The organism is Bacillus sp. GbtcB10 (assembly GCF_019091365.1).
GTDB lineage: Bacteria > Bacillota > Bacilli > Bacillales > Bacillaceae > Bacillus > Bacillus altitudinis.
Genome location: NZ_JAGXJP010000001.1, coordinates 401,217 through 422,412, shown reverse-complemented (window position 1 = coordinate 422,412; position 21,196 = coordinate 401,217). Strand labels below are relative to the sequence as shown.

Here is a 21,196-nt window from a genome sequence, read left to right as displayed (position 1 = left end):
GGTTGGCACATGTTTGCCAGCCTTTTCTTATTCAATGATTTTTAACCCGACCGCTGCTGATAAAATGAGTGCGATAAATAAAATACGTTTTGCGTCTTTCGACTCACCATAAAACAGCATCCCAACAATCGCTCCTCCAGCTGCTCCGATTCCTGTCCAAATCGCATACGCCGTTCCCATCGGAATTGTATTCATCGCAAGAGACAGCATCAAAAAAGATAGCGAAAAGCCAGCTGCTATGAAGAAAATCCATTTGACATGGCGATCTTTCTGGAATTGATTCATCATGGTGACACAAAGCATTTCTAAGATGCCTGCCCCAATGAGTAAAAGCCAGCTCACGATTCAGCCTCCCCTTTCTTTTCACCTGTGGTCAATTTGAGTCCTAATACACCGCTTAAAAGGACCATAATCAAAAGTAATTTTACTAGCTGTACCTGCTCACCCATGACCATCCCTACTATGACCGTACCTGCTGTTCCAAGTCCAGTGAAAACGGCGTAAAGTGTGCCAACTGGAAGTACAGTCGTGGCTTTCAGGAGTAGATAAAAGCTGACGACAATACAAACGATGGTTGCGCTCCATTCCAATATAGAGTCAGCATATTTCAACCCCATTACCCAGCCGACTTCAAATACGGCTGCAATCAAAACATTTCCCCATTTCATTCGATCTCTTCCTTTCTTACCGATTCCAAGCAATAAAAAAAGCCCGGAAATCGATCGTTTGATCAAATCTCCCGGGCTTTTATCCCTCCGTGTCCATACGGCCCATTCTTAGAGGACCCTATGTGTTTTCTCTCGGTCCAGACTGCGCTGCCGCACGGAACCCTAGAAAACCAATTCATGATAAGCAGATCTAGCGTAAAGCCGATTCTGTATGAAAAAGTGTATCACACCCTGATATGCCGGTCTACCACTTTGCTTTTCCCCTTCAAATATACTTGTTCATTTTTCGAAAGAAAGTGGATGAAAGCGAAGTATACTAAATGTTAGAAAGAGGAACGACCACATCACTGATATAATAAAACAAGAGGTGGATCAAATGATGATGACCGACGAACAAAAACACGAATTTTATCAAGCACTTGTTGATAAGAATCCACAATATGACGGCACGTTTTTTGCTGGTATTAAAACAACCGGCATCTTCTGCCATGCCACATGTACTGCTAGAAAACCAAAATATGAGAACTGCGAGTTTTTCTTTACAGCAGAGGAGGCGCTGCTTGCAGGGTATCGGCCGTGTAAGCGATGCACGCCTTTAACATATCCTAACAGCATTCCAGAAGAAGTCAAAACACTTGTATCAGCAGTTGAAGAGAGTCCTGAGAAACGGTGGAAAGAAGAAGATTTTCGCCAATTAGGTATTCACTCTGCAACAGCTCGGAGAAAATTCAAAGAAATCTATGGAATGACATTTGTTCAATATGCTAGATCACGCCGAATGGGGCTAGCGTTTAAAGAGATTCTGAACGGAAAAAAAGTCATTGATCAGCAAGTCACCTTCGGTTATGAGTCTTCCAGTGCCTTCAATGATGCCTTTACGAAAATCATGGGAAATCCACCCAAAAAGGCGCAAGTCAATATTTTACATGCGAATTTTATTTCTACCCCGATTGGGCGGATGATGAGCATTTCAGATGCAACCCATGTGTATTTGCTTGAATTTATGGACAGGCGAGGATTAGAAAGAGAAATTGAGAACATCAGAAAAAAACATCATGCCCGTATTTTAGTTGGAGAAACAAACGTTCATCAGCAATTAGCAAAGGAATTGGCCTTATATTTTGAAAAGAAACTCACGCAGTTTACTGTGCCACTTGCTATACATGGCACCCCTTTTCAAAAAAGGGTATGGGATCTTCTCTTACAGATTCCACCAGGCGAAACGAGATCGTATCGAGATCTTGCCATCATGCTTGGCGATCCCCATTTGGTTCGGGCAGTTGGAAATGCAAATGGTGCCAATCAGTTGGCCATCATCATTCCTTGTCACCGAGTCATTCAAACAAGCGGTGAACTTGGCGGATATGGCGGGGGAATCGAACGAAAGAAATATTTACTTCAGTTAGAACAAAAGAAAAAGCGGCTCTCCTTATGATTCAAGCGAGCCGCTTTTTCCGTCACGAGTAACACTGTAAACATCAATCATTTGATCCCATTTTGAAATGGTTTTTTCTTTTTTCATTCCCATTTTCATTGCGACCTTGACTGACGCTTCATTGTCAGGACGAATTAAGCTGACCATTCGCCTCACCTTCATTTCGTCAAAACCATACGCAAGACAGCCTTTTGCAGCCTCAACAGCATATCCTTTTCCCCATGCCGATCTCTTTAGCATATAGCCAATTTCAAGCTCTGTTTGTCCTTCGACATTTTGGAGAACAATTCCGCTTTGTCCAAGTGGTTCTTTCGTTTCTTTTTCTTCAATGATCCACAGGGATGTATGATACGTGCGGTCATTCTTTTGATTCCAAGCAATCCACTCTTTTGTCTGCTCTTCATCCTTTAGTGAAGGATAATACTTCATGACCTCTTCATCTTGGAACAGCTTTTCATATAAAAAAGGCGCATCGTCTTCATCCATTGTTCTCAGTCTGAGGCGCTCTGTTTCAAGCACGATCCGTGTTTGATATGCCATTTTTTATCCTCCTTGCTTACTTGCTAAAAATATCTCCGAACAACCCATTTGAATCTGGGGCAAAGTAATGGAACCCCGCACCCGTTAAACTAGCAGCTAATGCGGTCCACATGATTAAACTGACCGTCATCCACACAGTGACTTGTTTTCTTTTCGTACCGAAGCTCATACACATAAAAGCCGCTAAATGACTGCCAATGATAAAAGGACCGATAAGTGCCAAACCAGGGAGACCATACCGTTCCCAAACCTTTCTGGCTTTCAGCTGTTTTTTCTCTCCTTTTTCATCATGTTTCTCCTCTTTCCTCTTCAGCCACCACGCTTTAAATCGGTCTACGAAGACGATGAGTAGCAAGACGGTAAGAAAGTTGCCGACGAATCCAATAACTGCCGTTGTCACAGGATGCAGACCACTTAAAATCCCCAGCGGAACGACACCAACCACTTCAAAGAAAGGTAAAGCAGCCAATATAAAAACGAGTACATACCCCCATACAATATCCAATCACAGAACCCCTTTTCATTTTTGTCCTCTTCTCATTGTAAAGAAAAATGTGATCCCATATCTACATTTTTTTAGAAAAAGAAAAGCACATCGCAAGTGATGTGCTCTATTTACATTAAATGTTCATTTTTCTTGTTTGTTTTCCGTAAAAAAGCGATTGTGAGCATGACTAAAATCACAATGGATACCAGACTTGTGAAAAGAAGCATGAGAGGTGATGTCCATCCGAGCCATTCGAATAGGAGTTGCGGTCCAAAGAAGATCACCGGAATGAGCGACATCATATTCGCCTTTAATATGGCATTCAATAAGACAATACACAGCAGCAACAGAAGAATGACGCCCCATCTTTGGCTCGAGGTCAGCACAAGTAAAGGAGTACCAAGTTTTTGGTCCAATAATTTCACTGTAATCAAGGCTGTCATCTGAAAAACACCTAATATCCAAAAGTAAAAGAATGCCTTCCTGCTTGTTTGAAAGGCAGAAGCTCTAAACATCACAATGGTCATGACCACATTGGCCACTATGATGAGCGGATAACCAATGAGTGCATACCAAGAATACGATAAACTTTGACTGATGGCATCTGCTAACATCATGTAAAAAAGAGATCCAATTAAAAAAGCACTGACAAACGGAACCCAGTCTTTATGATTTCTAGAGAGCTCTTTCGCTAGCTCGTCAGCAAAGCCCCGTGGATCTCCGCCAAATACATCTTCCCCTGTTTTCCCATCTTTCTCAGCTTCGACAGCGTGTGTCGTTAATTCATCCATCACTTCGTCGATCTCGTCCTGATTTTTCCCTTTTGATATGAGATAGAGTTGCAGCTCTAATAAGATGTGTCTCGTTTCTTTTGTTACCATCTTCTCACTTCCCTTTATGTAATAATCGCTCTACATTCCCTGACAGCTCATTCCATCGCATGGTAAAATCCGTCAGCGCTTCTTCACCTCTTTGTGTGAGCGTATAGTATTTCCTTTTCGGCCCACTCGCCGATGCTTTTGTGGACGTACTGACCAGCTGTTCTTTTTGCATGCGCAGCAAGATCGGATAAATACTGCCTTCACTAATTTGATCAAACCCATAGTGAGCAAGCTTCTTTGTCATTTCATAGCCATAAATTTCACCTTCAGAAATAATCGACAGCAGGCATCCCTCTAAAATTCCTTTTAGCATTTGTGTTGATTGTGTCATCATCGATCCTCCGCTTTCAGTACCTTGCATGACAAGATAGGTTGATCTTACCACACACTATCTTGCCATGCAAGATACCGACTCAAAAAAAAATCACCGCTTAAAGGGTGATTTTTACGCCCAAGGCTTATCCGTCCCAAGTGCGTCAGCCAAAGCTTTACTATGCTTCCGGCGGCTTTTTCTTTCCTCTGCCCGCTGCTTCGCTGTTTGATGAAGCATGATTTCTTCCTCTGTTTCCGGCATGACTTGTGGAACTCGTTTTGGCTTCCCGTTTTCATCAAGCGAGACAAAGGTAAGAAATGAAGTTGCTGCGAGTCTGCGCTCTCCAGACATCAAGTTTTCCTTAATGACTTTGACGAATACTTCCATAGAAGATGTGCCGACCCATGTCACATAAGATTCTAAGCAGACGGACTCTTTCTGTCCAATCGGCTCTAAAAAATCAACTGAATCCATTGATGCGGTGACTGTTTCACTACGGCTGTGTCTTGCTGCCGAGATGGAAGCAATGTCATCTATATAACTCATTAATTTCCCGCCAAATAACGTTTGGTGGTTATTCGTATCGAGGGGAAATACCCTGCTGGTTTTCACAACTTTCGATTCCTTGCAGTATTTGAAATTTTCTTCACTCATCGTCATAGCTCCTTCTTGCTGTTTTCGTTGATGCGGAACGACTTTTATTAAACACTATTCTATTAGGTTTGTCTAAACTTTTTGCTTTAGTCTCTCATGAGAGATTTTCTTTCGGAAATGTTTCAACATTTACTAGAAGGAGGAATAATATAACTATCGATAAACAAGGAGGCCCTTTGATGGATTCTATGAAATCAGAGAAAGTGTATAAAACGCCGCAATGTATGAGTGAATATGATGATTTACAAGAAGTCCTCTTATGCAGTCCAATTTATATGGAAATTAAACAGATCATCAATGAAACCCAAAAGCATTTTGCAAGAGAAAATATTTCTCAAATCAAAGCCCTCACGCAGCATAAGCAATTCATCCAAACGCTGAAAAACCATCATGTCCGGCCTGTCCTTCTTCCTGCAAATGAACGTTTCCCTGAACAAGTCTTCACTCGGGATATTGGATTTACAATTGGACAGACTTTATTTGTTTCAAATATGGCAGCCCCTGTCAGACAAGGAGAAGAACATTCCTTAAAAGAATGGGCACAGACAAAAGGATGGACAACCATCACGCTGGATGATGGAACGATTGAAGGCGGCGATGTGCTTGTAGACCAAACCCGGGTATTTGTGGGGATCAGCAAAAGAACAAATCTAGCCGCCATCCAGCAGCTCAAAAAAGAACTGCCGAATCACGACATCATTCCTATTCATCTTCCTTCTCACATTTTGCATCTTGATTGTGTGATGAATATTCTTTCTCATCATGAGATCTTGATTTACCCTGAAGCTTTTACGGAAAAGGATCTTCATATGCTCACAAAGCATTATGATCTCATTGAAATAAGTGAGCAAGAGCAGTTCACACTTGGACCAAATGTGTTGTCCATTGGACAGAAAAAAGTCATCAGCTTACCAATCAACCAAGAAACAAATGCTGCATTAACAGCCCACGGCTACACCGTCATTGAAGTAGATTTTTCAGAAATCATTAAATCCGGCGGCTCTTTTAGATGCTGTACATTACCTATTAGGCGTTCATAAAAGCCAAAAAGCCAGCTTGTCTACTCGCTGGCTTTTTAAATGCTTACCTTCTTCCCTCTATCTATTTCCTATCATATAAATGACAAGCCACTTCATGCCCTTCTTCGACTGCTTGTAATACTGGCTTTTTGTCCGCACATACATCCATTGCAGCAGGACATCTTGTCCGAAATACGCAGCCGCTTGGCGGATTCACTGGACTTGGAATTTCTCCTTTTAAAATAAACCGCTTGCGTTTATCTTCCACATCAGGATCTGGAATCGGGATAGCAGACAGCAATGCTTGTGTATATGGATGAAGCGGTGTTTTATATAAAGCATCACTGCTAGTCATCTCCACGAGATGTCCTAAGTACATGACACCGATTCGATCGCTAATATATTTGACCATCGATAAATCATGGGCAATAAATAAAAACGTCAATCCTTCTTCTTTTTGCAGTTTTTTCAGCAAATTCACGACCTGAGCTTGAACGGATACATCTAGTGCAGAAATCGGCTCATCTGCCACGATAAACTTTGGCGATAAGGCGAGTGCTCTAGCAATCCCTATTCTTTGCCTCTGACCTCCGCTGAATTCGTGAGGATAGCGTGTAGCAAAATCATGACTTAGCCCCACCGCTTCAAGCAGTTCCTTCACGCGCTCGAGCCTTTTCTTTTGACTGCCATACAATTGGTGGATCTCCATCGGTTCTAGCATAATATCTTTTACAGAGAGCCTAGGATTTAAAGAAGAATACGGATCTTGAAACACCATTTGAATTTGCCTATTGAAATCAAATGATTCTCGGTTCGATAAGTGATGGAGACTTTTCCCTTCATACAAAGCTTCCCCTTCTGTCGGGTCATAAAGCCGCATGAGCACTTTTCCAAGTGTAGATTTCCCGCAGCCTGACTCACCAACAAGACCAAAGGTTTCGCCTTGTTTCAGCTGAAAGGTGACACCATCTAATGCTTTTAACGTTCTTCCTTTCGATAGATGAAAATGCTTTTTTAAGTTGTTGACTTGCAGAAGTGGTTCACTTCCCATCACATCTCCCCCTCTCAGCTTTCAAATACCGCCTTGTTCCTGCCCATTCCTGTTCATATGAAGTACCAGAAAGAGAAAGGAGTTCAATCTGTCTGCCCGTTTTAGGCGAGTGAAGCATCATGCCATCTCCAGCATACATCCCTACATGGCGAACTGCTCCCTTCCCATTGTCATTGGCAAAAAACATGAGATCACCTGGCGCCAAATGGTTTGATGCGACTGGAGTTCCTTGAACTGCTTGGTCACTTGCGTCTCTCGGTAATAAACATCCACATGCTTTGTACATGCTGTAAACAAAACCCGAACAGTCGTAGCCATAGCTGCTCATGCCGCCCCACAAATATGACAGTCCAATAAATTGTTTTCCTATGGCTAAGGCATCCTTACCGCTCATAGAAGAAGGTGATGAAGCACGGCGCACATCTTCTTTTTTGATTTCTCTTCTTCCTACTGGAGTTAGAACATCAAAGGAATCGCTCATTTCTTCAACAAGTGCTAGTTCTGTTAAAAAACTAACCTCCATATCCGGTGTTCCGTTTTGATATAAAACCGCTTTTTTCTGACAAACAATCAAGGGACTAGCAGGTGGTTCACTCTCTGATACTTCATTTAATTGCTCTACAGGGATATAACCTGGGTAGCCTTGCGGGTGTTTCCGGCTTGCCTGCTGCGGGATGACAACTTTCATCCAGCCATCTGTTTCCTCCAGCCCAATGACTCGTTCGCCAAGCAGTACTTGGGTTTGAATAAGATTTTCTTCACATAAGGCCAATTTCTGTTCATATGTTTGCTCATCAATCCATTCTTTGATCTGGACGGAACTTTGAAGAACGTGTCGATCTATTTCTCTCGGCGACTGCGGTGCTGTCCATATATTTGCGACTGGAACCTTTGATTCATATAACATCATAAGACCCCTTTCACTCTTTGAATGCCTAACCCATGATGCGGCGGAAAGAGAATATCTTTTCCTTGATAGATAATTCCTCCGTCTATTAAGTCCTCTTTGAGCATAAGCGGCGCATCAAAATCGTAACGGGTAATATTCGGTTGGCTTGCAGCAAGATGAGCGGCTGCGGTAATCCCTAGTTTTGATTCGATCATACTGCCAACCATGCACTTGACGCCGTATGCTTCTGCTAAACTATTGATTTTCAGCGCTTTTTTGATACCGCCTGTTTTCATTAATTTTAAGTTGATGAGATCACAGCTTCTCGTTTCTAACACCTTGATGGCATCATGGAGGCTAAAAATACTTTCATCTGCCATAATCAATGTGTCTGTTGCTTCCGTCACCCGGCGCAGACCCTCGATGTCTTCTTTAGGCACTGGCTGCTCGACTAGTTCAATATCGAGTGCCTCCATTTTTCGAATGGCGACAATCGCTTCCTTCCATGTCCAGCCTTGGTTGGCGTCAAGCCTGATTTGAATATCCGACCCGACTTTTTCTCGAATCCGTTTGATCCGCTGAATATCCGTATCTATATCATCTTTTCCCACTTTGATCTTTAAGGTACGAAAGCCTTCAGCTGCATATTGCTTCGCATCCTCTGCCATTTCTAGCGGACGGTTGACACTAACCGTGTAATCCGTTTCCAGCTGATTACGATAACCACCAAGATATTGATAAAGCGGCAGGCCAGCCTGCTTCGCTAAACCATCGTAAATCGCCATATCTATTGCAGCCTTTGCACTCGTGTTGCCTACAAGTACACGGTCGATCGCTGAAAAGATTTGTTCATATTGTGACAATGAGGCCCCAATCAAGATCGGCCTCATCACAGCGCAAATAGCATAGTCGATGCTTTCCAGTGTTTCACCTGTAATGACCGATGTCGGCACTGCCTCTCCATAGCTGACATCACCTTGATCATAGGTGATGATCACAATAAGAGATGCGGCGTCATACACCGTTCTTAATGCTGTTTTGAAAGGCTTCTTTAGCGGTACACTCGTTCTGCATGTGCGAACATCTACGATTTTCATTTGATCGCCTCTTTCGCTGCAACACCTGGGGAAATATGCAGTTTTTTCCCTGTAGCATCTAATGTAGCCTGCACGCCGATTGGAACGGCGAAGTTTGGAGATGAATGACCGATCCGAAAACCGCCAAGTGCAGGTTTCTGTTGCGGGACAATATACGTCTCCCATAACTGATCCAGCGTTAACGACTGCTCTTTCTTTTTCGGCTCACATTGATGAAAATCACCAATGATAAATCCCGCCGCATCATGTAATTTTCCTGCAGAGGCTAGGTGCTGCATCATTCGATCGATTTTATATGGTTCTTCGTCAATATCTTCTATTAATAAAAGCTTCCCCTTTGTATCAATTTCAAAAGGTGTACCAAGTGTCGTGACGATAAGGGCAAGATTTCCTCCGGTGATTTCGCCTGAAGCCGTGCCATGATAAAAAGTGTGAAGAGGTGACAGGTGGTTCGTATACGAAAAGGCTTTTGGAGTGAATAGCTGTAAAAAGGTATCCTTTGTATACGGATGAACCTCTTCAAGTCCCACATCAGAGGAGAGCATTGGACCATGAAAGGTGACAAGACCCGTCTGCTGCTGAATGGCTGTATGTAAAAATGTAATATCACTGTATCCCCAAAAGATTTTTGGGTTCCGGCGAATGAGGTCATAATCAATGGCTTCTGCAATTCTTCCTGTTCCGTATCCTCCGCAAGCACAAATCACTGCCTTCACATCTGGATCTTGAAACATGTGATGAATATCTTCCACTCGTTCATGATCATGAGCTGCTAAATAACCATACCGGGAGACGATATACTTCCCCTTTTTCACCTTTAGCCCTAAGCTTTCTAAAAAAGAAATACCTCTTGCTAATTTCAGCTCATCAGGCGGGCTTGCTGGTGCAATGATTCCCACTGTATCTCCTGTTTGAAGTGCCACTGGCAGCTGGTTCATGCCAATCCCCTCTTTCTCTTCGTTTCTTTCAATCTATGGGCATCTTCTTCATAACATGAACGAATAAAGGAACAGACGCTTTTTTCAAAGCGTCCCAGATTGTTGACAAAGGGTTAAAATGAACTTTATTTTAACCCTTTGTCTTCTTTTCAGCGTGATAGAAAACCTTTGCAGCCCTAGGAAGGACGAGCATCGGCGCGGAGCGAATTTGACATTCGTGAGCACCGAAGCGCAGGACTGACACCGAATGCGAGGGTTTGTCTACACGCTGAGACGCTTTTTTCAAAGCGTCCCGTTCTCTCATTTTTCCATTTACTCTCCATCTACCTGCGCCCATTTCAAATCAATGTAACCAACAGGATGACGGACAATGCCCTTTACGCCTTCTTTTTGTAAATAGACTTGGTTATAAAAATGAATGGGAATGATCGGTGCTTCTTCCATGAGAAGTGCCTCGGCATCATGCAGCATACGATTTCTCTTTTGTTCATCTGCTTCTTGACTCGCCTTTTTGATCAGCTGGTCATACGTATCATTTGACCAACCTGTCCGGTTCATCGCATTTCCTGTTTGGAAGCTCTCTAAGAAATTGATTGGGTCTGCATAGTCAGCTAGAAATGAACTTTGCGAGAATTGGAATTTGAGTGCCTTTTGATCTTCTGCAAACACATTTGCTTCCATGTTGGCAAGCTTCACATCTACCCCTAGCGCTTCTTTTAATTGCTGCTGAATGGCTTCTGCTTTTTTCTTATTTTCAGGCTTTGTACTATATGTTAATGTGACGGGCGGCAGCTTTGAATAGTTCTCTTCTTTCAACCCTTTTTCTAATAGTTTTACGGCTTCACTCGTATCATGTTTGACAAGGTCGCCGCCAGCTTCTCTGAAATCTTCACCCTTTGAATCTAAAATTCCTGGTGAAACGAAGGCACGTGCTGGCTTCTCTTCATTTTTCGTTACATACTCTACAATATCCTGAGGATTGATCGCCATTTGAAAGGCTTTGCGAATGTTCTTATTTTGAAAAGGCTCCATGTTGACATTTAGACGATAAAAAAACAGCCCTGCTTGATCTTCAATTTGCACATCTTTGCTTTTTAACAGGTCTTCACTTTGTTCTGCCGGAACGAAGGCCGTATCTAAATCTCCTGATTGATACATTTGGTAATCTGTGTTTCGATCACTGATCATGAGCCATTTCACTTGATCCAGCTTGACCGTTTGTTTGTCCCAATACGTGTCACTTTTTTCCATTGTAAAGCTTTCATCATGCTTCCACTCTGTCAGCTTAAACGGTCCATTACCGACAAAGGTTTTCGCATCCTTGGCCCAGTTCGGGTCCTTCTCCGCTACCTTCTCATTCACCGGGAAAAAGGCAGGGTTTGCGGTCATATTTAAGAAAGATTTCTGCGGGTATGCTAGCTTGACCTCTAGCGTTTGATCATTAACAGCCTTGACTTTTACATCTTCTTTCTTCCCTTTTCCGCTGTTAAACGCTTCGCCCCCTTCAATCATATAAGCTAAGAATGCCGCAGAAGAGCCCGTCTTTGGATCTAGCAGCCGCTTCCACGCATATTCAAAGTCACTTGCTTTGACTGGGTCACCATTTGACCACTTAATCCCATCCCTTAAATGGAACGTGTACGTTTTTCCGTCCTTTGAAATGTCCCATTTTTCCGCCATGGCAGCAGATGGTTCGTGCTTCTCATTCAGTCTCGTTAATCCTTCCATTAAGTTATTGAGCCCTTGCCAGGACACATTATTAAAACCAATGGGCGGATCAAATGATGTCGGTTCGTTTTCGTTATTTAATGTCAAAACTTTCTCATCGCCCTTGCTTGAAGATCCTTTGCCTGCTTGCTCATTGGCTGTACATCCTGCAAGCAGCATCACTGCGATAAAGCACATACTGAGAATCCAACCTGTTTTTCTCATGAAAAACTCCCCCTTTGTGTTGAAGATAAAACCGTTTGCTTCGCTCGTTCATCTTGAAGCCAGCAATGTACTGCATGTGTAGGTGAACGCTGCGTTTCATGCGGCATGATATGATCACACACTTTCATCGCAGACGGGCATCGATCAGTATATGGACATCCTTTTGGCGGGGCAAATAAATCAGGCGGGCTTCCTTCAATAGGAATGAGCTCATCTTTCATATCCAGCCTTGGAACGGATTGCAGTAGCCCTTTTGTATAGGGATGCTGCGGACTGTAAAAGATATCTCGCCTTGTCCCAACTTCAACGATTTTCCCCCCGTACATGACAGCCACTCGATCAGCGACTTGTGCTACGACCCCTAGGTCATGTGTGATTAAAATAATCGTCACGCCTGTTTTTTTCTGAATCTCTTTAAATAGTTCTAAAATCTGCGCCTGTATGGTGACATCTAGTGCAGTTGTCGGTTCATCTGCAATCAGCACCTTCGGCTCACAAATAAGAGCCATTGCAATCATGAGCCGCTGCCTCATGCCACCGCTGAATTGATGCGGATATTGCTTCAGCCTCTCTTTCGGCTGCGGTATCCCCACCAAGTCAAGCATACGAAGCGCCTCTTCTTTCACTTCTTTTTTTGTCAGCTTCTGATGCACTTTTGCAGCTTCCATCAGCTGATCTCCAATTGTCAGCGTCGGGTTGAGTGCCGTCATAGGATCTTGAAAAATCATGGAGATATCGACACCACGTATGCTGCGCATGTCTTTTTCAGATAATGACAGCAAGTTGCGATCACGAAACCAAATTTCCCCTTGATCAACTTGTGCACTGTATGCAGGGAGAAGCCGCATGATACTTTGAGACGTCACACTTTTCCCGCAGCCTGATTCTCCTACAATGGCGAGGGTTTCTTTTTCATACACATCCACATTCACCCCGCGTACCGCTTGAACAGAACCGCCATATGTCCGAAAGCTAACATGCAGATCGATAATCCGAAGCATTTTTTTCATCACGCCATCACCTCTTCATCTTCGGATCAAGCGCATCTTGCAAGCCATCACCTAAATTATTAAAGCAAAACATCGTCAGCGAAATAAAAAATGCCGGAAAGAATAAACGCCACCAGTGACCATTATCTGACAGCACTGTCGGCAAGGCATCATTGGCCATCACACCCCAGCTTGCAAACGGCGCTTGAATCCCTAAACCAAGAAAACTTAAGAACGCTTCAGCAAATATCGCTGTCGGTACAGTCAGCGTCATCTGGACAATAATCGGTCCCATCGTATTCGGCAGTAAATTTCTGCGGATGATGCGCAAACTTTTTGCGCCAAAGGTTTTCGAGGCAAGGACATATTCTTGGCTTTTCAGCTGAAGGACTTGACCTCTCACGATTCTTGCCATCCCGATCCATCCTGTGACAGTGAGCGCCACAATAATAGTGACAAGGCCAGGCCCCATCAGAACCATCAATAAAATGACGACGAGTAAATACGGCAGACCGTAAAGCACCTCGACGATCCGCATCATGACATGGTCGTACTTCCCGCCTTTATAGCCTGCAATACCGCCATAGATGACACCGATTGCAAAATCAATGAGAGCGGCCATCACGCCCACAAATAATGAAATGCGTGCGCCGTACCAAGTACGTGTAAACACATCACGTCCAAGTTCATCTGTTCCAAACCAGTGAGCAGCTGATGGTGGCAAGTTTTGCATGGAAAGCCGCTGTTCTGTCACACTAATCGGTGCAAGGAGTGGGCCTAATACAGCCATGAAGAAAAGAAAAATCAGCACCGATAAACTAAACATAGCGAGTTTATTTTGTTTTAACCGTCGCCAAGTATCCGCCCAATACGAAAGTGAAGGTCTTTTAATGGCATGGACTTCAGATGTCTTTTGTTCTTTAGGAGCAAACCATTCATCTGGCACTTCATGCGCTTGATTCGTTTGATCATGCTGAAGGTGTATACTCATGCCTTTCCTCCTTTCTGATGCAGCTGGATCCTTGGATCAAGCAGACGATATGTCACATCTACAATGAAAAGAAGGGTAATTAAGATGATGCTGTAAAAAACAGTGGTTCCCATGATGACAGGATAGTCACGATTATTAATACTCTCAACAAAATATTTTCCCATTCCAGGGATCGCAAATATTTTTTCAATCACAAAACTGCCTGTTAAAATACTTGCGACAAGTGTGCCAAGGATCGTGACAACAGGTAAAAGTGCATTCCGCAGGGCATGTTTAAACACAATTTTATAAGGGGAAAGTCCTTTCGCTTTTGCAGTTCGAATATAGTCCTGCGACAGCACTTCTATCATGCTCGATCTCGTTAACCGGGCAATGATCGCCATTGGACCTACCGCCAGTGCAATGGTAGGAAGCACCATATGCATTGGACTTGTCCACATCGCTGTAGGAAAGAGCTTTACATTCACAGCAAGCTGCTGAATTAATAAGGTAGCAAAGATAAAGTTTGGTATGGATATACCGAAAACAGCAATCGTCATGGCGATATAATCAATCAAGCCATTATGCCGGAGGGCAGCCATGATTCCGAGCAAGATGCCGGAGATGACAGCAATCAAAATAGAGATAAGACCAAGTTCTAATGAGACTGGAAAACCTCTCGCCAATAAATCATTGACACTTTCAGAAGGCTTTTTAATGGAAGGACCAAAATCAAAAGTAACGATGGATTTTAAATAGATCATATATTGAACATAGAGTGGTTCGTCTAAGTGATAGTAGCTTTCGAGGTTTCGCTGGACAGTTTCGTTTGTATTTCGTTCTTCATTGAAGGGCGATCCTGGGATGACCTTCATTAAAATAAACGTTAACGTCGTAATCGTTAAAATCGTGGCAATCATCGCAATCAAACGCTTGAGCAAAAAGCTGGTCATCTGCCGTCTCCCCCTCGCTTAACAAAATGTTGTACGTGCGGCAAGCTCTGTCATGACAAGCATCGCTTGGTAGGCCTCTAATATATTCTCTGCTTGATACGTCACCGTTGTTGTCCCATCAATAATGGCAGTACCAGGCATTAAATTCGCCCATTCAGCTTGTCCATAATTGGCAAACTCAATCTTCAGCAGCGGCTGATCAGGTGGCGTCAGCGGCTTGATGTGATGAATCTCTTTCATTGCGACTTCCACTTGCTGAGAGATTAGTTGGTTGACTTTGGCAGGAGTAAGACATTTCACAGCAGATCTTGAAATGGTTTCTTTCACCGCCACTGTTTTCACGCCAGGCATTAACTTTTCTGCTTCAAGTGCCGCTTGATCGTCTCCGCATACAAGAATGACCGGAACACCATAATAGCCTGCGACATACGCATTAAAGCCCATTTCACCAACTGGATGATCATTTATGTAAAAATGTCTGACACCAAAAATCATACTGTGAGACATCACACCTTTCATTGATGCCCTCGCATGGTAGCCTAAAAAAACAGCGGCATCATACGTTTGATCTAATCCTTGAACCATTGAATAAGGCTTTACATCCCCTGATATGAGAGATGCTTCCTCATGCAAATCTTCAATCAACAGATTATTCATTTTAGAATGGCTATCATTCACTAAAATCTCGGTCGCCCCATGTGTAAGAAGAGCTTCTACACAGGCGTTCACTTCACCTGTCATGATTTTTCTCCCGCGCTCATAATTGTGCTGGCGGCTATCAACAAATGTATGATCAGCTAGACCAGTAATTCCCTCCATATCGACTGATACATAGAGCTTCATCCCCATCCCCCTTTAATTAAACTTAAAATTTGTGTATATTTTTCTAAATTTTCTAAAAAATTATATGAGAACTTGATTGATTTTTCAATACAATGTCTGAAAATAAGGAAATTAGACTCAGGTAATACAGGTCAAAAGCATTGATGCGAAAGGATTTATTTGACAGAAAAAACACCACTAGCTATGTCTTTAGTGGTGTTTGTCTGCTTCATCGATTTGCGATTTTAGCTGCGCATATTTTTTCATCGTTTGTGTAAACAAGTCATCGAACATTTGCGGTGCCTGCTGCTGGATGACTGCAGCGCCTTCTCCTGTAATCCCGCCTTTTGTTGCGACCCTATTCACCGTTTCAGCAAATGTCAGTCCGCGTTCAACAAGAACTTGTCCTGTACCGAGCAGCGCATATGTTAAAAATTCATAGGCTTCTTCTAAAGAAAGCTCACTATTCCGAACAGCGGCTCTCGCCATTTCTTCAAAGATTGCTGCAATAAAGCCCGGAGAAGAGCTTGTCAAATTACTCGCCGCATCAAACCGGTCCTCTTCTACTTCCCTGACGATACTAAAAGCTGAAAGCAGGCGGTGGAGTCGTTCTTGTGCCTCCTGTCCAGTGGTTTCACCATGCGCCACAAGGGATACACCCGTCCCTACGGCTGATGTCAAAGTGGGAATGTATCTAGAAACCGGCTGATTCGTATGTTGCATTAATTTGTCTAACGTGACAGCCGCTGCCACTGATACGATATGAAGAGATGTCTTTGCGGGGCTCAGCTGATCTAAGACATCAAGTACAGCAAGCGGTGGTACACAAACAAACACGACATCACATGATGCAGAGATGTCATCTAAAGAGCAAATGTTGACATGCTGGTTCTTCTCTTTCAGCTGTTGCAGCCGCTCCGTTTCACTTCTTGTATGGATCATAAACTGACTGGCATGAAGTACTCCTTTGTCCAGCCATTTTTGTACCATCATATCTGCCATGCTTCCATATCCAATGATTCCAATAGTCTCCACAGTTTAATCTCCTCTATTTTGCTTAGATTCACTACTTATTTTAACAATTTCCCACAATGTTTTCATTTTTATCCCACACTTTTTTCTTACGATAAAGTCAGTATCCACCACATACAGTCATTCACCTTAAACACATACATGTAAAAATCGATGAAAGAGAGTGATCTTGATGACACATCACAAAGATGAAAAACACACTTCTTATGAATTACAAACCATTGAACAGCCGAAACAAAAGCAGAAGAAGCCAAGTGGCTGGCTGAAGCCATTTGTCAGCGGGATTGTAGGAGGTACGTTAGCGTTAGGTGTTTACGTTCTAACTCCATATGCTCAGCATTCAGAAAATAGTTCAACTGATTCGTCAACGAAAACAGCCGCTGTATCGACAAATGATACAAGTACAAATTCGTCAAAAACAACAGCGTCACAAACATCGAATTCGACCAGCAGTATTTCAAGTATGGTCGAAAACGTATCACCAGCCATCGTCGGCATTACAAACTATCAAACACAAAGTCAAACAACCACAGATTTTGGCGATATGAACACACCTTTTGATGGATCACAGCAAAATCAAAACAGCAGCAGTCAAGAACAAGAAAGCGGTACCGGATCAGGGGTTATTTTCAAAAAATCCGGCAGTAAAGCCTATGTATTAACAAACAACCATGTGATTGAAGGAGCAAATAAATTAACAGTCTCCTTGCATAATGGCAAGACGGTAGCAGGAAAAGTGGTCGGTTCTGACCCGCTGACTGATCTTGCTGTCGTGGAAATTAGCAGCAGCGGCGTTACAAAAGTCGCTGAACTTGGAGACTCCTCATCCCTTCGTGCGGGAGAAACCGTCATCGCAATCGGAAACCCGCTTGGTGAAGATTTATCAAGAACAGTGACACAAGGAATTGTCAGCGGTGTCGATCGAACAGTTTCTATGGATACATCAGCTGGCGAAAGCAGTATTAATGTCATTCAAACAGATGCCGCCATTAACCCCGGTAACAGCGGCGGACCGCTTTTAACAACAGACGGAAAGGTTGTGGGGATCACCAGTATGAAAATTTCTGAAACAGGTGTGGAAGGTATCGGGTTTGCTCTCCCAATCAATGATGTCAAACCAATTGCAGAGCAGCTTCTCACAAAAGGAAAAATCGAACGACCTTATATCGGTATCAGTATGCTGGATCTCGAACAAGTACCAGATGCTTATCAGAAGGAAACGCTTGGACTGACTAGCAATCAGCTGGATAAAGGCGTGTACGTAAAAGAAATCGCTGCTGGCTCACCTGCTGCAAAAGCTGGATTAAAGGCAGAGGATGTCATCACCGCCATCAATGGCAAAAAAGTGACAACCGGCAGTGAATTACGTCACGAGCTTTACACGAATGCAAAAGTAGGAGATACCATCAGCATCACACTCGTTCGTAATGGAAAAGAAGAAACAAAACAAGTGACATTAACACAATCTGAATCAAAGCAAGTCAGCTCTTAACGAAAAAAGCAGCCCATAAAAATTGAGCTGCTTTTTTCATGTTCACTTGATTGGGACCAATCTTTGTTCAATTTCTGCTCGTTTGTGCTCTAAAAATGGCGGAAGTGCTAATTGATCACCAAGTTCATCCACGCTTTCATCCACTGTAAATCCAGGACCGTCTGTTGAGATTTCAAACAAGATGCCGTTTGGCTCTCTAAAATATAGGGCTTTAAAATAAAAACGTTCTACAACACCAGAGTTGGTGAAACCGGCTTTGGCTATTTTATCATGCCATTTTTCAAGCTCTTCTGCGTCCGCTACACGAAAGGCTACGTGATGAACACTCCCTCTGCCAGATCGCTCAGCAGGTCCTTCTGCTTTTTCAATGACATGAATCTCTGTTCCAGCTCCGCCTTGTCCTGATTCAAAAATCGTCACGATTTCCCCATCATTTGATTGTTCACGTGCTTTTTCTGTGAAACCAAGGATGCTCGTTAACACACTGATCGTTTTATCTGCTTCTGCGACTGTTAATTCTACTGGTCCCAAACCTCTGATCGCAAAATCAGCAGGAATCTCATCATGCACTGGCGGCTTCGCTCCATCTTGCACGCTTGGTTCTACAGTCAAAAACAGCTGCTGTCCTTCTGGATCTGTAAATTTCAAGGTAGGTCTGCCGCCTCTTAAAGAAGCTGTTTCTTTCTTTACACCTTTTTCTTCAAAGCGCTTTTCCCAAAAGGTGAGTGCCTCTTCTGAAGAGACAATCAGACCTGTGCGTGAGATCGCATTTGTTCCGTCCAGCCGGCGGGCGAGCATCGGTATTTCAAAAAACGTCAGCTCTGTACCAGGTGAGGCGACCTCATCTCCATAAAATAGATGATACATCGATGGATCATCTTGATTGACTGTTTTTTTCACCAGTTTTAAGCCAAGGATTTGGCGGTAGAAATCAACGTTTTTCTGAGCATTTGCTGTTAGTGCTGATACGTGGTGAATCCCATTTATTTTCATTGTGTTCACTCCTATTATAAAATATCTCGAATTCAAGATAATATCCTTATGAATAAAATAGGTCATTTTAGAAGAAAAGTCAACCATTCGGCTGCATCTTTATTGGATGTTCGGTTTTCGCCTATTAAATTAACATTAAATCGAAAATGTTATTATATTGTTCGTTTTTAAGATAACATTCATCCTAATATCTCCAATAAACGAACACTTTTAAATACAAATACGAAAATCAGAAAATTTTTTTAATTCTTGTTTTCCTAAAATCGTATTACAATGAACAAAATACATGTCACAGTAACGTACGAAAGTGATGCAGGAGGTCGTGTGTAATGAACAAAGAACAACCAGCGTTAAAACAAGACATCGGCTTATTTTTTGCCCTATCTCTTGTCATCGGAACAATTATTGGATCTGGCGTTTTTATGAAGCCTGGCAACGTCCTTTCTTATTCAGGAAGCTCAGGCATCGCCTTATTCGCATGGCTGTTAGGCGGGATCTTAACCCTTGCAGGCGGACTCACAGTCGCTGAAATTGGTACACAAATCCCGCGTACTGGCGGTTTATATGCCTATCTTGAAGAAGTATACGGTGAATTTTGGGGCTACTTATGTGGCTGGGTGCAAATTATTATTTACGGACCAGCGATTATTGGTGCTCTTGGTCTTTATTTTGGTTCATTATTAGCTAATTTATTTTCTCTTTCTTCTTTATGGGCTACAACCATTGGCATTATCACCGTTCTTTTTTTATGTGTGATCAACATCATGGGAACAAAATACGGTGGTTTTGTCCAAGGACTGACCACGATCGGAAAGCTTGTTCCAATTGCAGCAATTATTGTGTTTGGCTTATGGAAAGGAAATGAACATATTTTCACAGCCGTCAATGAGAGTATCGCACAAATGAACTTCGGTGCAGCAATTTTGGCAACATTATTCGCCTATGATGGCTGGATTTTGCTTGCAGCGCTTGGCGGTGAAATGAAAAATCCAGAGAAACTGCTTCCTCGCGCGATGGCAGGCGGTATTTTAATTGTCACAGCATGTTATCTCTTTATTAACATCGCCCTTTTGCATGTGTTACCAGCTGATCAAATCGTTCAACTAGGTGAAAATGCCACAAGCACAGCTGCTACAATGCTCTTTGGTCCCATTGGCGGTAAAATTATTAGTATCGGAATCATCATTAGTATCTTTGGCTGTTTGAATGGAAAGGTTCTTTCGTTCCCGCGTGTCATTTTTGCAATGGCAGAACGAAAACAAATTCCGTTTGCCAAAGCCATTTCACGCATTCATCCTACTTTTCAAACACCTTGGATCGCTGTATTTGTACAGATTTTGATTGCCATTGTGTTTATGATCGTCAGTAATCCCGAGAAGCTGTCAGAAGTTTCGATTTTCATGATTTACATCTTTTATGTGATGGCCTTTTTCGCTGTCTTTAAGCTAAGAAAACAAAACAAGGGAATGAAGCGCGCTTATAGCGTACCACTTTACCCGCTCACACCGATCATTGCAATTATCGGCTCTTTCTTTGTCTTAATCAGCACCATGATCACCGATTGGCAAAGCTGCCTGATCTCCATGCTGATCGGCATTGCTGGACTGCCGATTTATTACTACATGAAAAAAACACAAAATAAAGCAGAGCGCTAAGACAGCCTCTGCTTTATTTTTTATATTGCTTAATGACCTTATAAGATTCGTTTAAATATCTCATCAGCCGGTATGGCTTACTTAAAACCCGGATGGGGAGTCTTGAAATAAATCCATTCAGATTCGCCTTATACTCCTGCGTCATCCGCTTCGGCTTTGTGGCAATTTTTTCATACACTTCTTTGTAAAATTCCTTCATGATGTCGACTTGCACACTGATCTTCTGATGACACTCTGTACACTCAACGCTTTTCATCTGATCATTCACATAAACGATGCTGTGGAGGGTCTCTTCTTGGCACCGAGTACAGTGTAGGTTTGCTTCCATTTCGGTTTTCTTCAAGATACACAGCTCCTTTCTCGTTTGATGTTGCTCTTTTTATACA

General features: G+C 42.8%; 23 protein-coding genes and 1 riboswitch. Of the genes, 4 read left to right on the top strand and 19 right to left on the bottom strand.

From position 1 onward, the window contains the following. Positions 1–27: 27 nt before the first annotated feature. Positions 28–342 (bottom strand): DMT family transporter, encoded by a 315-nt coding sequence (locus tag KVT11_RS02355; protein ID WP_017359126.1) that lies wholly within the window; start codon positions 340–342, stop codon positions 28–30. Then, a complete protein-coding gene (locus tag KVT11_RS02350) occupies positions 339–668 on the bottom strand; it encodes a DMT family transporter (RefSeq protein WP_017359127.1) in 330 nt (109 codons plus the stop codon). The genes KVT11_RS02355 and KVT11_RS02350 overlap by 4 nt, the downstream gene beginning before the upstream one ends. A gap of 66 nt (positions 669–734) precedes the next feature. Then, positions 735–845: riboswitch (guanidine-I (ykkC/yxkD leader) on the bottom strand. A 199-nt stretch (positions 846–1,044) separates the two neighbouring features. Between KVT11_RS02350 and KVT11_RS02345 the strand changes: the two genes are divergently transcribed. After that, on the top strand, positions 1,045–2,103 hold the full coding sequence (locus tag KVT11_RS02345) for a bifunctional transcriptional activator/DNA repair enzyme AdaA (RefSeq protein ID WP_048002445.1): 1,059 nt from the start codon (positions 1,045–1,047) through the stop codon (positions 2,101–2,103). Here KVT11_RS02345 and KVT11_RS02340 read toward each other — a convergent pair. The 5 genes from KVT11_RS02340 to KVT11_RS02320 all read right to left on the bottom strand — a co-directional run bounded on the left by KVT11_RS02340 (position 2,098) and on the right by KVT11_RS02320 (position 4,978). Further along, positions 2,098–2,643 (bottom strand): GNAT family N-acetyltransferase, encoded by a 546-nt coding sequence (locus KVT11_RS02340; protein WP_035392303.1) that lies wholly within the window; start codon positions 2,641–2,643, stop codon positions 2,098–2,100. The genes KVT11_RS02345 and KVT11_RS02340 overlap by 6 nt on opposite strands. Positions 2,644–2,659: 16 nt before the next feature. After that, a complete protein-coding gene (locus KVT11_RS02335; protein ID WP_007498817.1) occupies positions 2,660–3,148 on the bottom strand; it encodes a small multi-drug export protein in 489 nt (162 codons plus the stop codon). Between the two features lie 110 nt (positions 3,149–3,258). Then, complete coding sequence (locus KVT11_RS02330) at positions 3,259–4,011, bottom strand: HAAS domain-containing protein (RefSeq protein WP_116306769.1); 753 nt, start codon at positions 4,009–4,011, stop codon at positions 3,259–3,261. A 4-nt stretch (positions 4,012–4,015) separates the two neighbouring features. Further along, the gene (locus tag KVT11_RS02325) at positions 4,016–4,342 is read right to left on the bottom strand and encodes a PadR family transcriptional regulator (RefSeq protein WP_019743451.1); all 327 of its coding nucleotides are present in this window, start codon (positions 4,340–4,342) and stop codon (positions 4,016–4,018) included. Positions 4,343–4,456: 114 nt separating this feature from the next. After that, positions 4,457–4,978: an acyl-CoA thioesterase gene (locus tag KVT11_RS02320; RefSeq protein ID WP_008346212.1), complete on the bottom strand. Its 522-nt coding sequence runs from the start codon at positions 4,976–4,978 to the stop codon at positions 4,457–4,459. Between the two features lie 179 nt (positions 4,979–5,157). On the opposite strand from KVT11_RS02320, the gene KVT11_RS02315 reads away from it, so the two are divergent. After that, positions 5,158–6,018, top strand: coding sequence for a dimethylarginine dimethylaminohydrolase family protein (locus KVT11_RS02315; protein WP_041507407.1), 861 nt, complete (start codon positions 5,158–5,160; stop codon positions 6,016–6,018). Between the two features lie 61 nt (positions 6,019–6,079). Here KVT11_RS02315 and KVT11_RS02310 read toward each other — a convergent pair whose 3' ends face one another. The 10 genes from KVT11_RS02310 to proG form a co-directional block, all read right to left on the bottom strand. After that, positions 6,080–7,048 carry an ABC transporter ATP-binding protein gene (locus tag KVT11_RS02310; RefSeq protein WP_008346217.1) on the bottom strand — a complete coding sequence of 323 codons (969 nt, stop codon included), beginning with the start codon at positions 7,046–7,048 and terminating at the stop codon, positions 6,080–6,082. Further along, positions 7,038–7,955 (bottom strand): C40 family peptidase, encoded by a 918-nt coding sequence (locus tag KVT11_RS02305; protein ID WP_017359133.1) that lies wholly within the window; start codon positions 7,953–7,955, stop codon positions 7,038–7,040. Before KVT11_RS02305 ends, KVT11_RS02310 begins: the two co-directional genes overlap by 11 nt. Beyond that, a complete protein-coding gene (locus KVT11_RS02300) occupies positions 7,955–9,034 on the bottom strand; it encodes a dipeptide epimerase (protein WP_046527716.1) in 1,080 nt (359 codons plus the stop codon). The genes KVT11_RS02305 and KVT11_RS02300 overlap by 1 nt, the downstream gene beginning before the upstream one ends. After that, complete coding sequence (locus tag KVT11_RS02295) at positions 9,031–9,972, bottom strand: S66 peptidase family protein (protein WP_017359135.1); 942 nt, start codon at positions 9,970–9,972, stop codon at positions 9,031–9,033. Before KVT11_RS02295 ends, KVT11_RS02300 begins: the two co-directional genes overlap by 4 nt. A 312-nt stretch (positions 9,973–10,284) precedes the next feature. Next, on the bottom strand, positions 10,285–11,904 hold the full coding sequence (locus tag KVT11_RS02290; RefSeq protein WP_017359136.1) for a peptide ABC transporter substrate-binding protein: 1,620 nt from the start codon (positions 11,902–11,904) through the stop codon (positions 10,285–10,287). After that, entirely contained in the window at positions 11,901–12,914 is a 1,014-nt protein-coding gene (locus KVT11_RS02285) for an ABC transporter ATP-binding protein (protein WP_007498841.1), read from the bottom strand. Before KVT11_RS02285 ends, KVT11_RS02290 begins: the two co-directional genes overlap by 4 nt. Before the next feature lie 7 nt (positions 12,915–12,921). Beyond that, entirely contained in the window at positions 12,922–13,884 is a 963-nt protein-coding gene (locus KVT11_RS02280) for an ABC transporter permease (RefSeq protein WP_050827189.1), read from the bottom strand. Next, a complete protein-coding gene (locus KVT11_RS02275) occupies positions 13,881–14,816 on the bottom strand; it encodes an ABC transporter permease (protein WP_048001639.1) in 936 nt (311 codons plus the stop codon). Before KVT11_RS02275 ends, KVT11_RS02280 begins: the two co-directional genes overlap by 4 nt. Before the next feature lie 18 nt (positions 14,817–14,834). After that, on the bottom strand, positions 14,835–15,659 hold the full coding sequence (locus KVT11_RS02270; RefSeq protein WP_048001640.1) for a M55 family metallopeptidase: 825 nt from the start codon (positions 15,657–15,659) through the stop codon (positions 14,835–14,837). 189 nt (positions 15,660–15,848) lie between these two features. Beyond that, positions 15,849–16,673 (bottom strand): pyrroline-5-carboxylate reductase ProG, encoded by an 825-nt coding sequence (proG, locus tag KVT11_RS02265; protein ID WP_048001641.1) that lies wholly within the window; start codon positions 16,671–16,673, stop codon positions 15,849–15,851. 169 nt (positions 16,674–16,842) lie between these two features. Between proG and KVT11_RS02260 the strand changes: the two genes are divergently transcribed. Beyond that, on the top strand, positions 16,843–18,162 hold the full coding sequence (locus tag KVT11_RS02260) for a S1C family serine protease (protein ID WP_060832267.1): 1,320 nt from the start codon (positions 16,843–16,845) through the stop codon (positions 18,160–18,162). A gap of 42 nt (positions 18,163–18,204) precedes the next feature. Here KVT11_RS02260 and KVT11_RS02255 read toward each other — a convergent pair whose 3' ends face one another. After that, complete coding sequence (locus KVT11_RS02255; protein ID WP_191218890.1) at positions 18,205–19,155, bottom strand: ring-cleaving dioxygenase; 951 nt, start codon at positions 19,153–19,155, stop codon at positions 18,205–18,207. Positions 19,156–19,484: 329 nt separating this feature from the next. Here KVT11_RS02255 and KVT11_RS02250 point away from each other — a divergent pair, with 329 nt between their 5' ends. Beyond that, positions 19,485–20,810 carry an APC family permease gene (locus tag KVT11_RS02250; RefSeq protein ID WP_008346243.1) on the top strand — a complete coding sequence of 442 codons (1,326 nt, stop codon included), beginning with the start codon at positions 19,485–19,487 and terminating at the stop codon, positions 20,808–20,810. A 13-nt stretch (positions 20,811–20,823) separates the two neighbouring features. Here the strand turns inward: KVT11_RS02250 and KVT11_RS02245 are convergent, their stop codons facing one another. Continuing rightward, the gene (locus KVT11_RS02245; RefSeq protein ID WP_008358910.1) at positions 20,824–21,153 is read right to left on the bottom strand and encodes a hypothetical protein; all 330 of its coding nucleotides are present in this window, start codon (positions 21,151–21,153) and stop codon (positions 20,824–20,826) included. Between the last annotated feature and the right edge of the window lie 43 nt (positions 21,154–21,196).

Bases quoted from the DNA above. Each gene is read 5' to 3' on its own strand.
- KVT11_RS02350 (WP_017359127.1), bottom strand. From the start codon at position 668: ATGAAATGGGGAAATGTTTTGATTGCAGCCGTATTTGAAGTCGGCTGG.
- KVT11_RS02345 (WP_048002445.1), top strand. From the start codon at position 1,045: ATGATGATGACCGACGAACAAAAACACGAATTTTATCAAGCACTTGTT.
- KVT11_RS02340 (WP_035392303.1), bottom strand. From the start codon at position 2,643: ATGGCATATCAAACACGGATCGTGCTTGAAACAGAGCGCCTCAGACTG.
- KVT11_RS02330 (WP_116306769.1), bottom strand. From the start codon at position 4,011: ATGGTAACAAAAGAAACGAGACACATCTTATTAGAGCTGCAACTCTAT.
- KVT11_RS02325 (WP_019743451.1), bottom strand. From the start codon at position 4,342: ATGACACAATCAACACAAATGCTAAAAGGAATTTTAGAGGGATGCCTG.
- KVT11_RS02320 (WP_008346212.1), bottom strand. From the start codon at position 4,978: ATGAGTGAAGAAAATTTCAAATACTGCAAGGAATCGAAAGTTGTGAAA.
- KVT11_RS02315 (WP_041507407.1), top strand. From the start codon at position 5,158: ATGGATTCTATGAAATCAGAGAAAGTGTATAAAACGCCGCAATGTATG.
- KVT11_RS02310 (WP_008346217.1), bottom strand. From the start codon at position 7,048: ATGGGAAGTGAACCACTTCTGCAAGTCAACAACTTAAAAAAGCATTTT.
- KVT11_RS02305 (WP_017359133.1), bottom strand. From the start codon at position 7,955: ATGTTATATGAATCAAAGGTTCCAGTCGCAAATATATGGACAGCACCG.
- KVT11_RS02300 (WP_046527716.1), bottom strand. From the start codon at position 9,034: ATGAAAATCGTAGATGTTCGCACATGCAGAACGAGTGTACCGCTAAAG.
- KVT11_RS02295 (WP_017359135.1), bottom strand. From the start codon at position 9,972: ATGAACCAGCTGCCAGTGGCACTTCAAACAGGAGATACAGTGGGAATC.
- KVT11_RS02290 (WP_017359136.1), bottom strand. From the start codon at position 11,904: ATGAGAAAAACAGGTTGGATTCTCAGTATGTGCTTTATCGCAGTGATG.
- KVT11_RS02285 (WP_007498841.1), bottom strand. From the start codon at position 12,914: ATGAAAAAAATGCTTCGGATTATCGATCTGCATGTTAGCTTTCGGACA.
- KVT11_RS02280 (WP_050827189.1), bottom strand. From the start codon at position 13,884: ATGAGTATACACCTTCAGCATGATCAAACGAATCAAGCGCATGAAGTG.
- KVT11_RS02275 (WP_048001639.1), bottom strand. From the start codon at position 14,816: ATGACCAGCTTTTTGCTCAAGCGTTTGATTGCGATGATTGCCACGATT.
- KVT11_RS02270 (WP_048001640.1), bottom strand. From the start codon at position 15,659: ATGAAGCTCTATGTATCAGTCGATATGGAGGGAATTACTGGTCTAGCT.
- KVT11_RS02260 (WP_060832267.1), top strand. From the start codon at position 16,843: ATGACACATCACAAAGATGAAAAACACACTTCTTATGAATTACAAACC.
- KVT11_RS02255 (WP_191218890.1), bottom strand. From the start codon at position 19,155: ATGAAAATAAATGGGATTCACCACGTATCAGCACTAACAGCAAATGCT.
- KVT11_RS02250 (WP_008346243.1), top strand. From the start codon at position 19,485: ATGAACAAAGAACAACCAGCGTTAAAACAAGACATCGGCTTATTTTTT.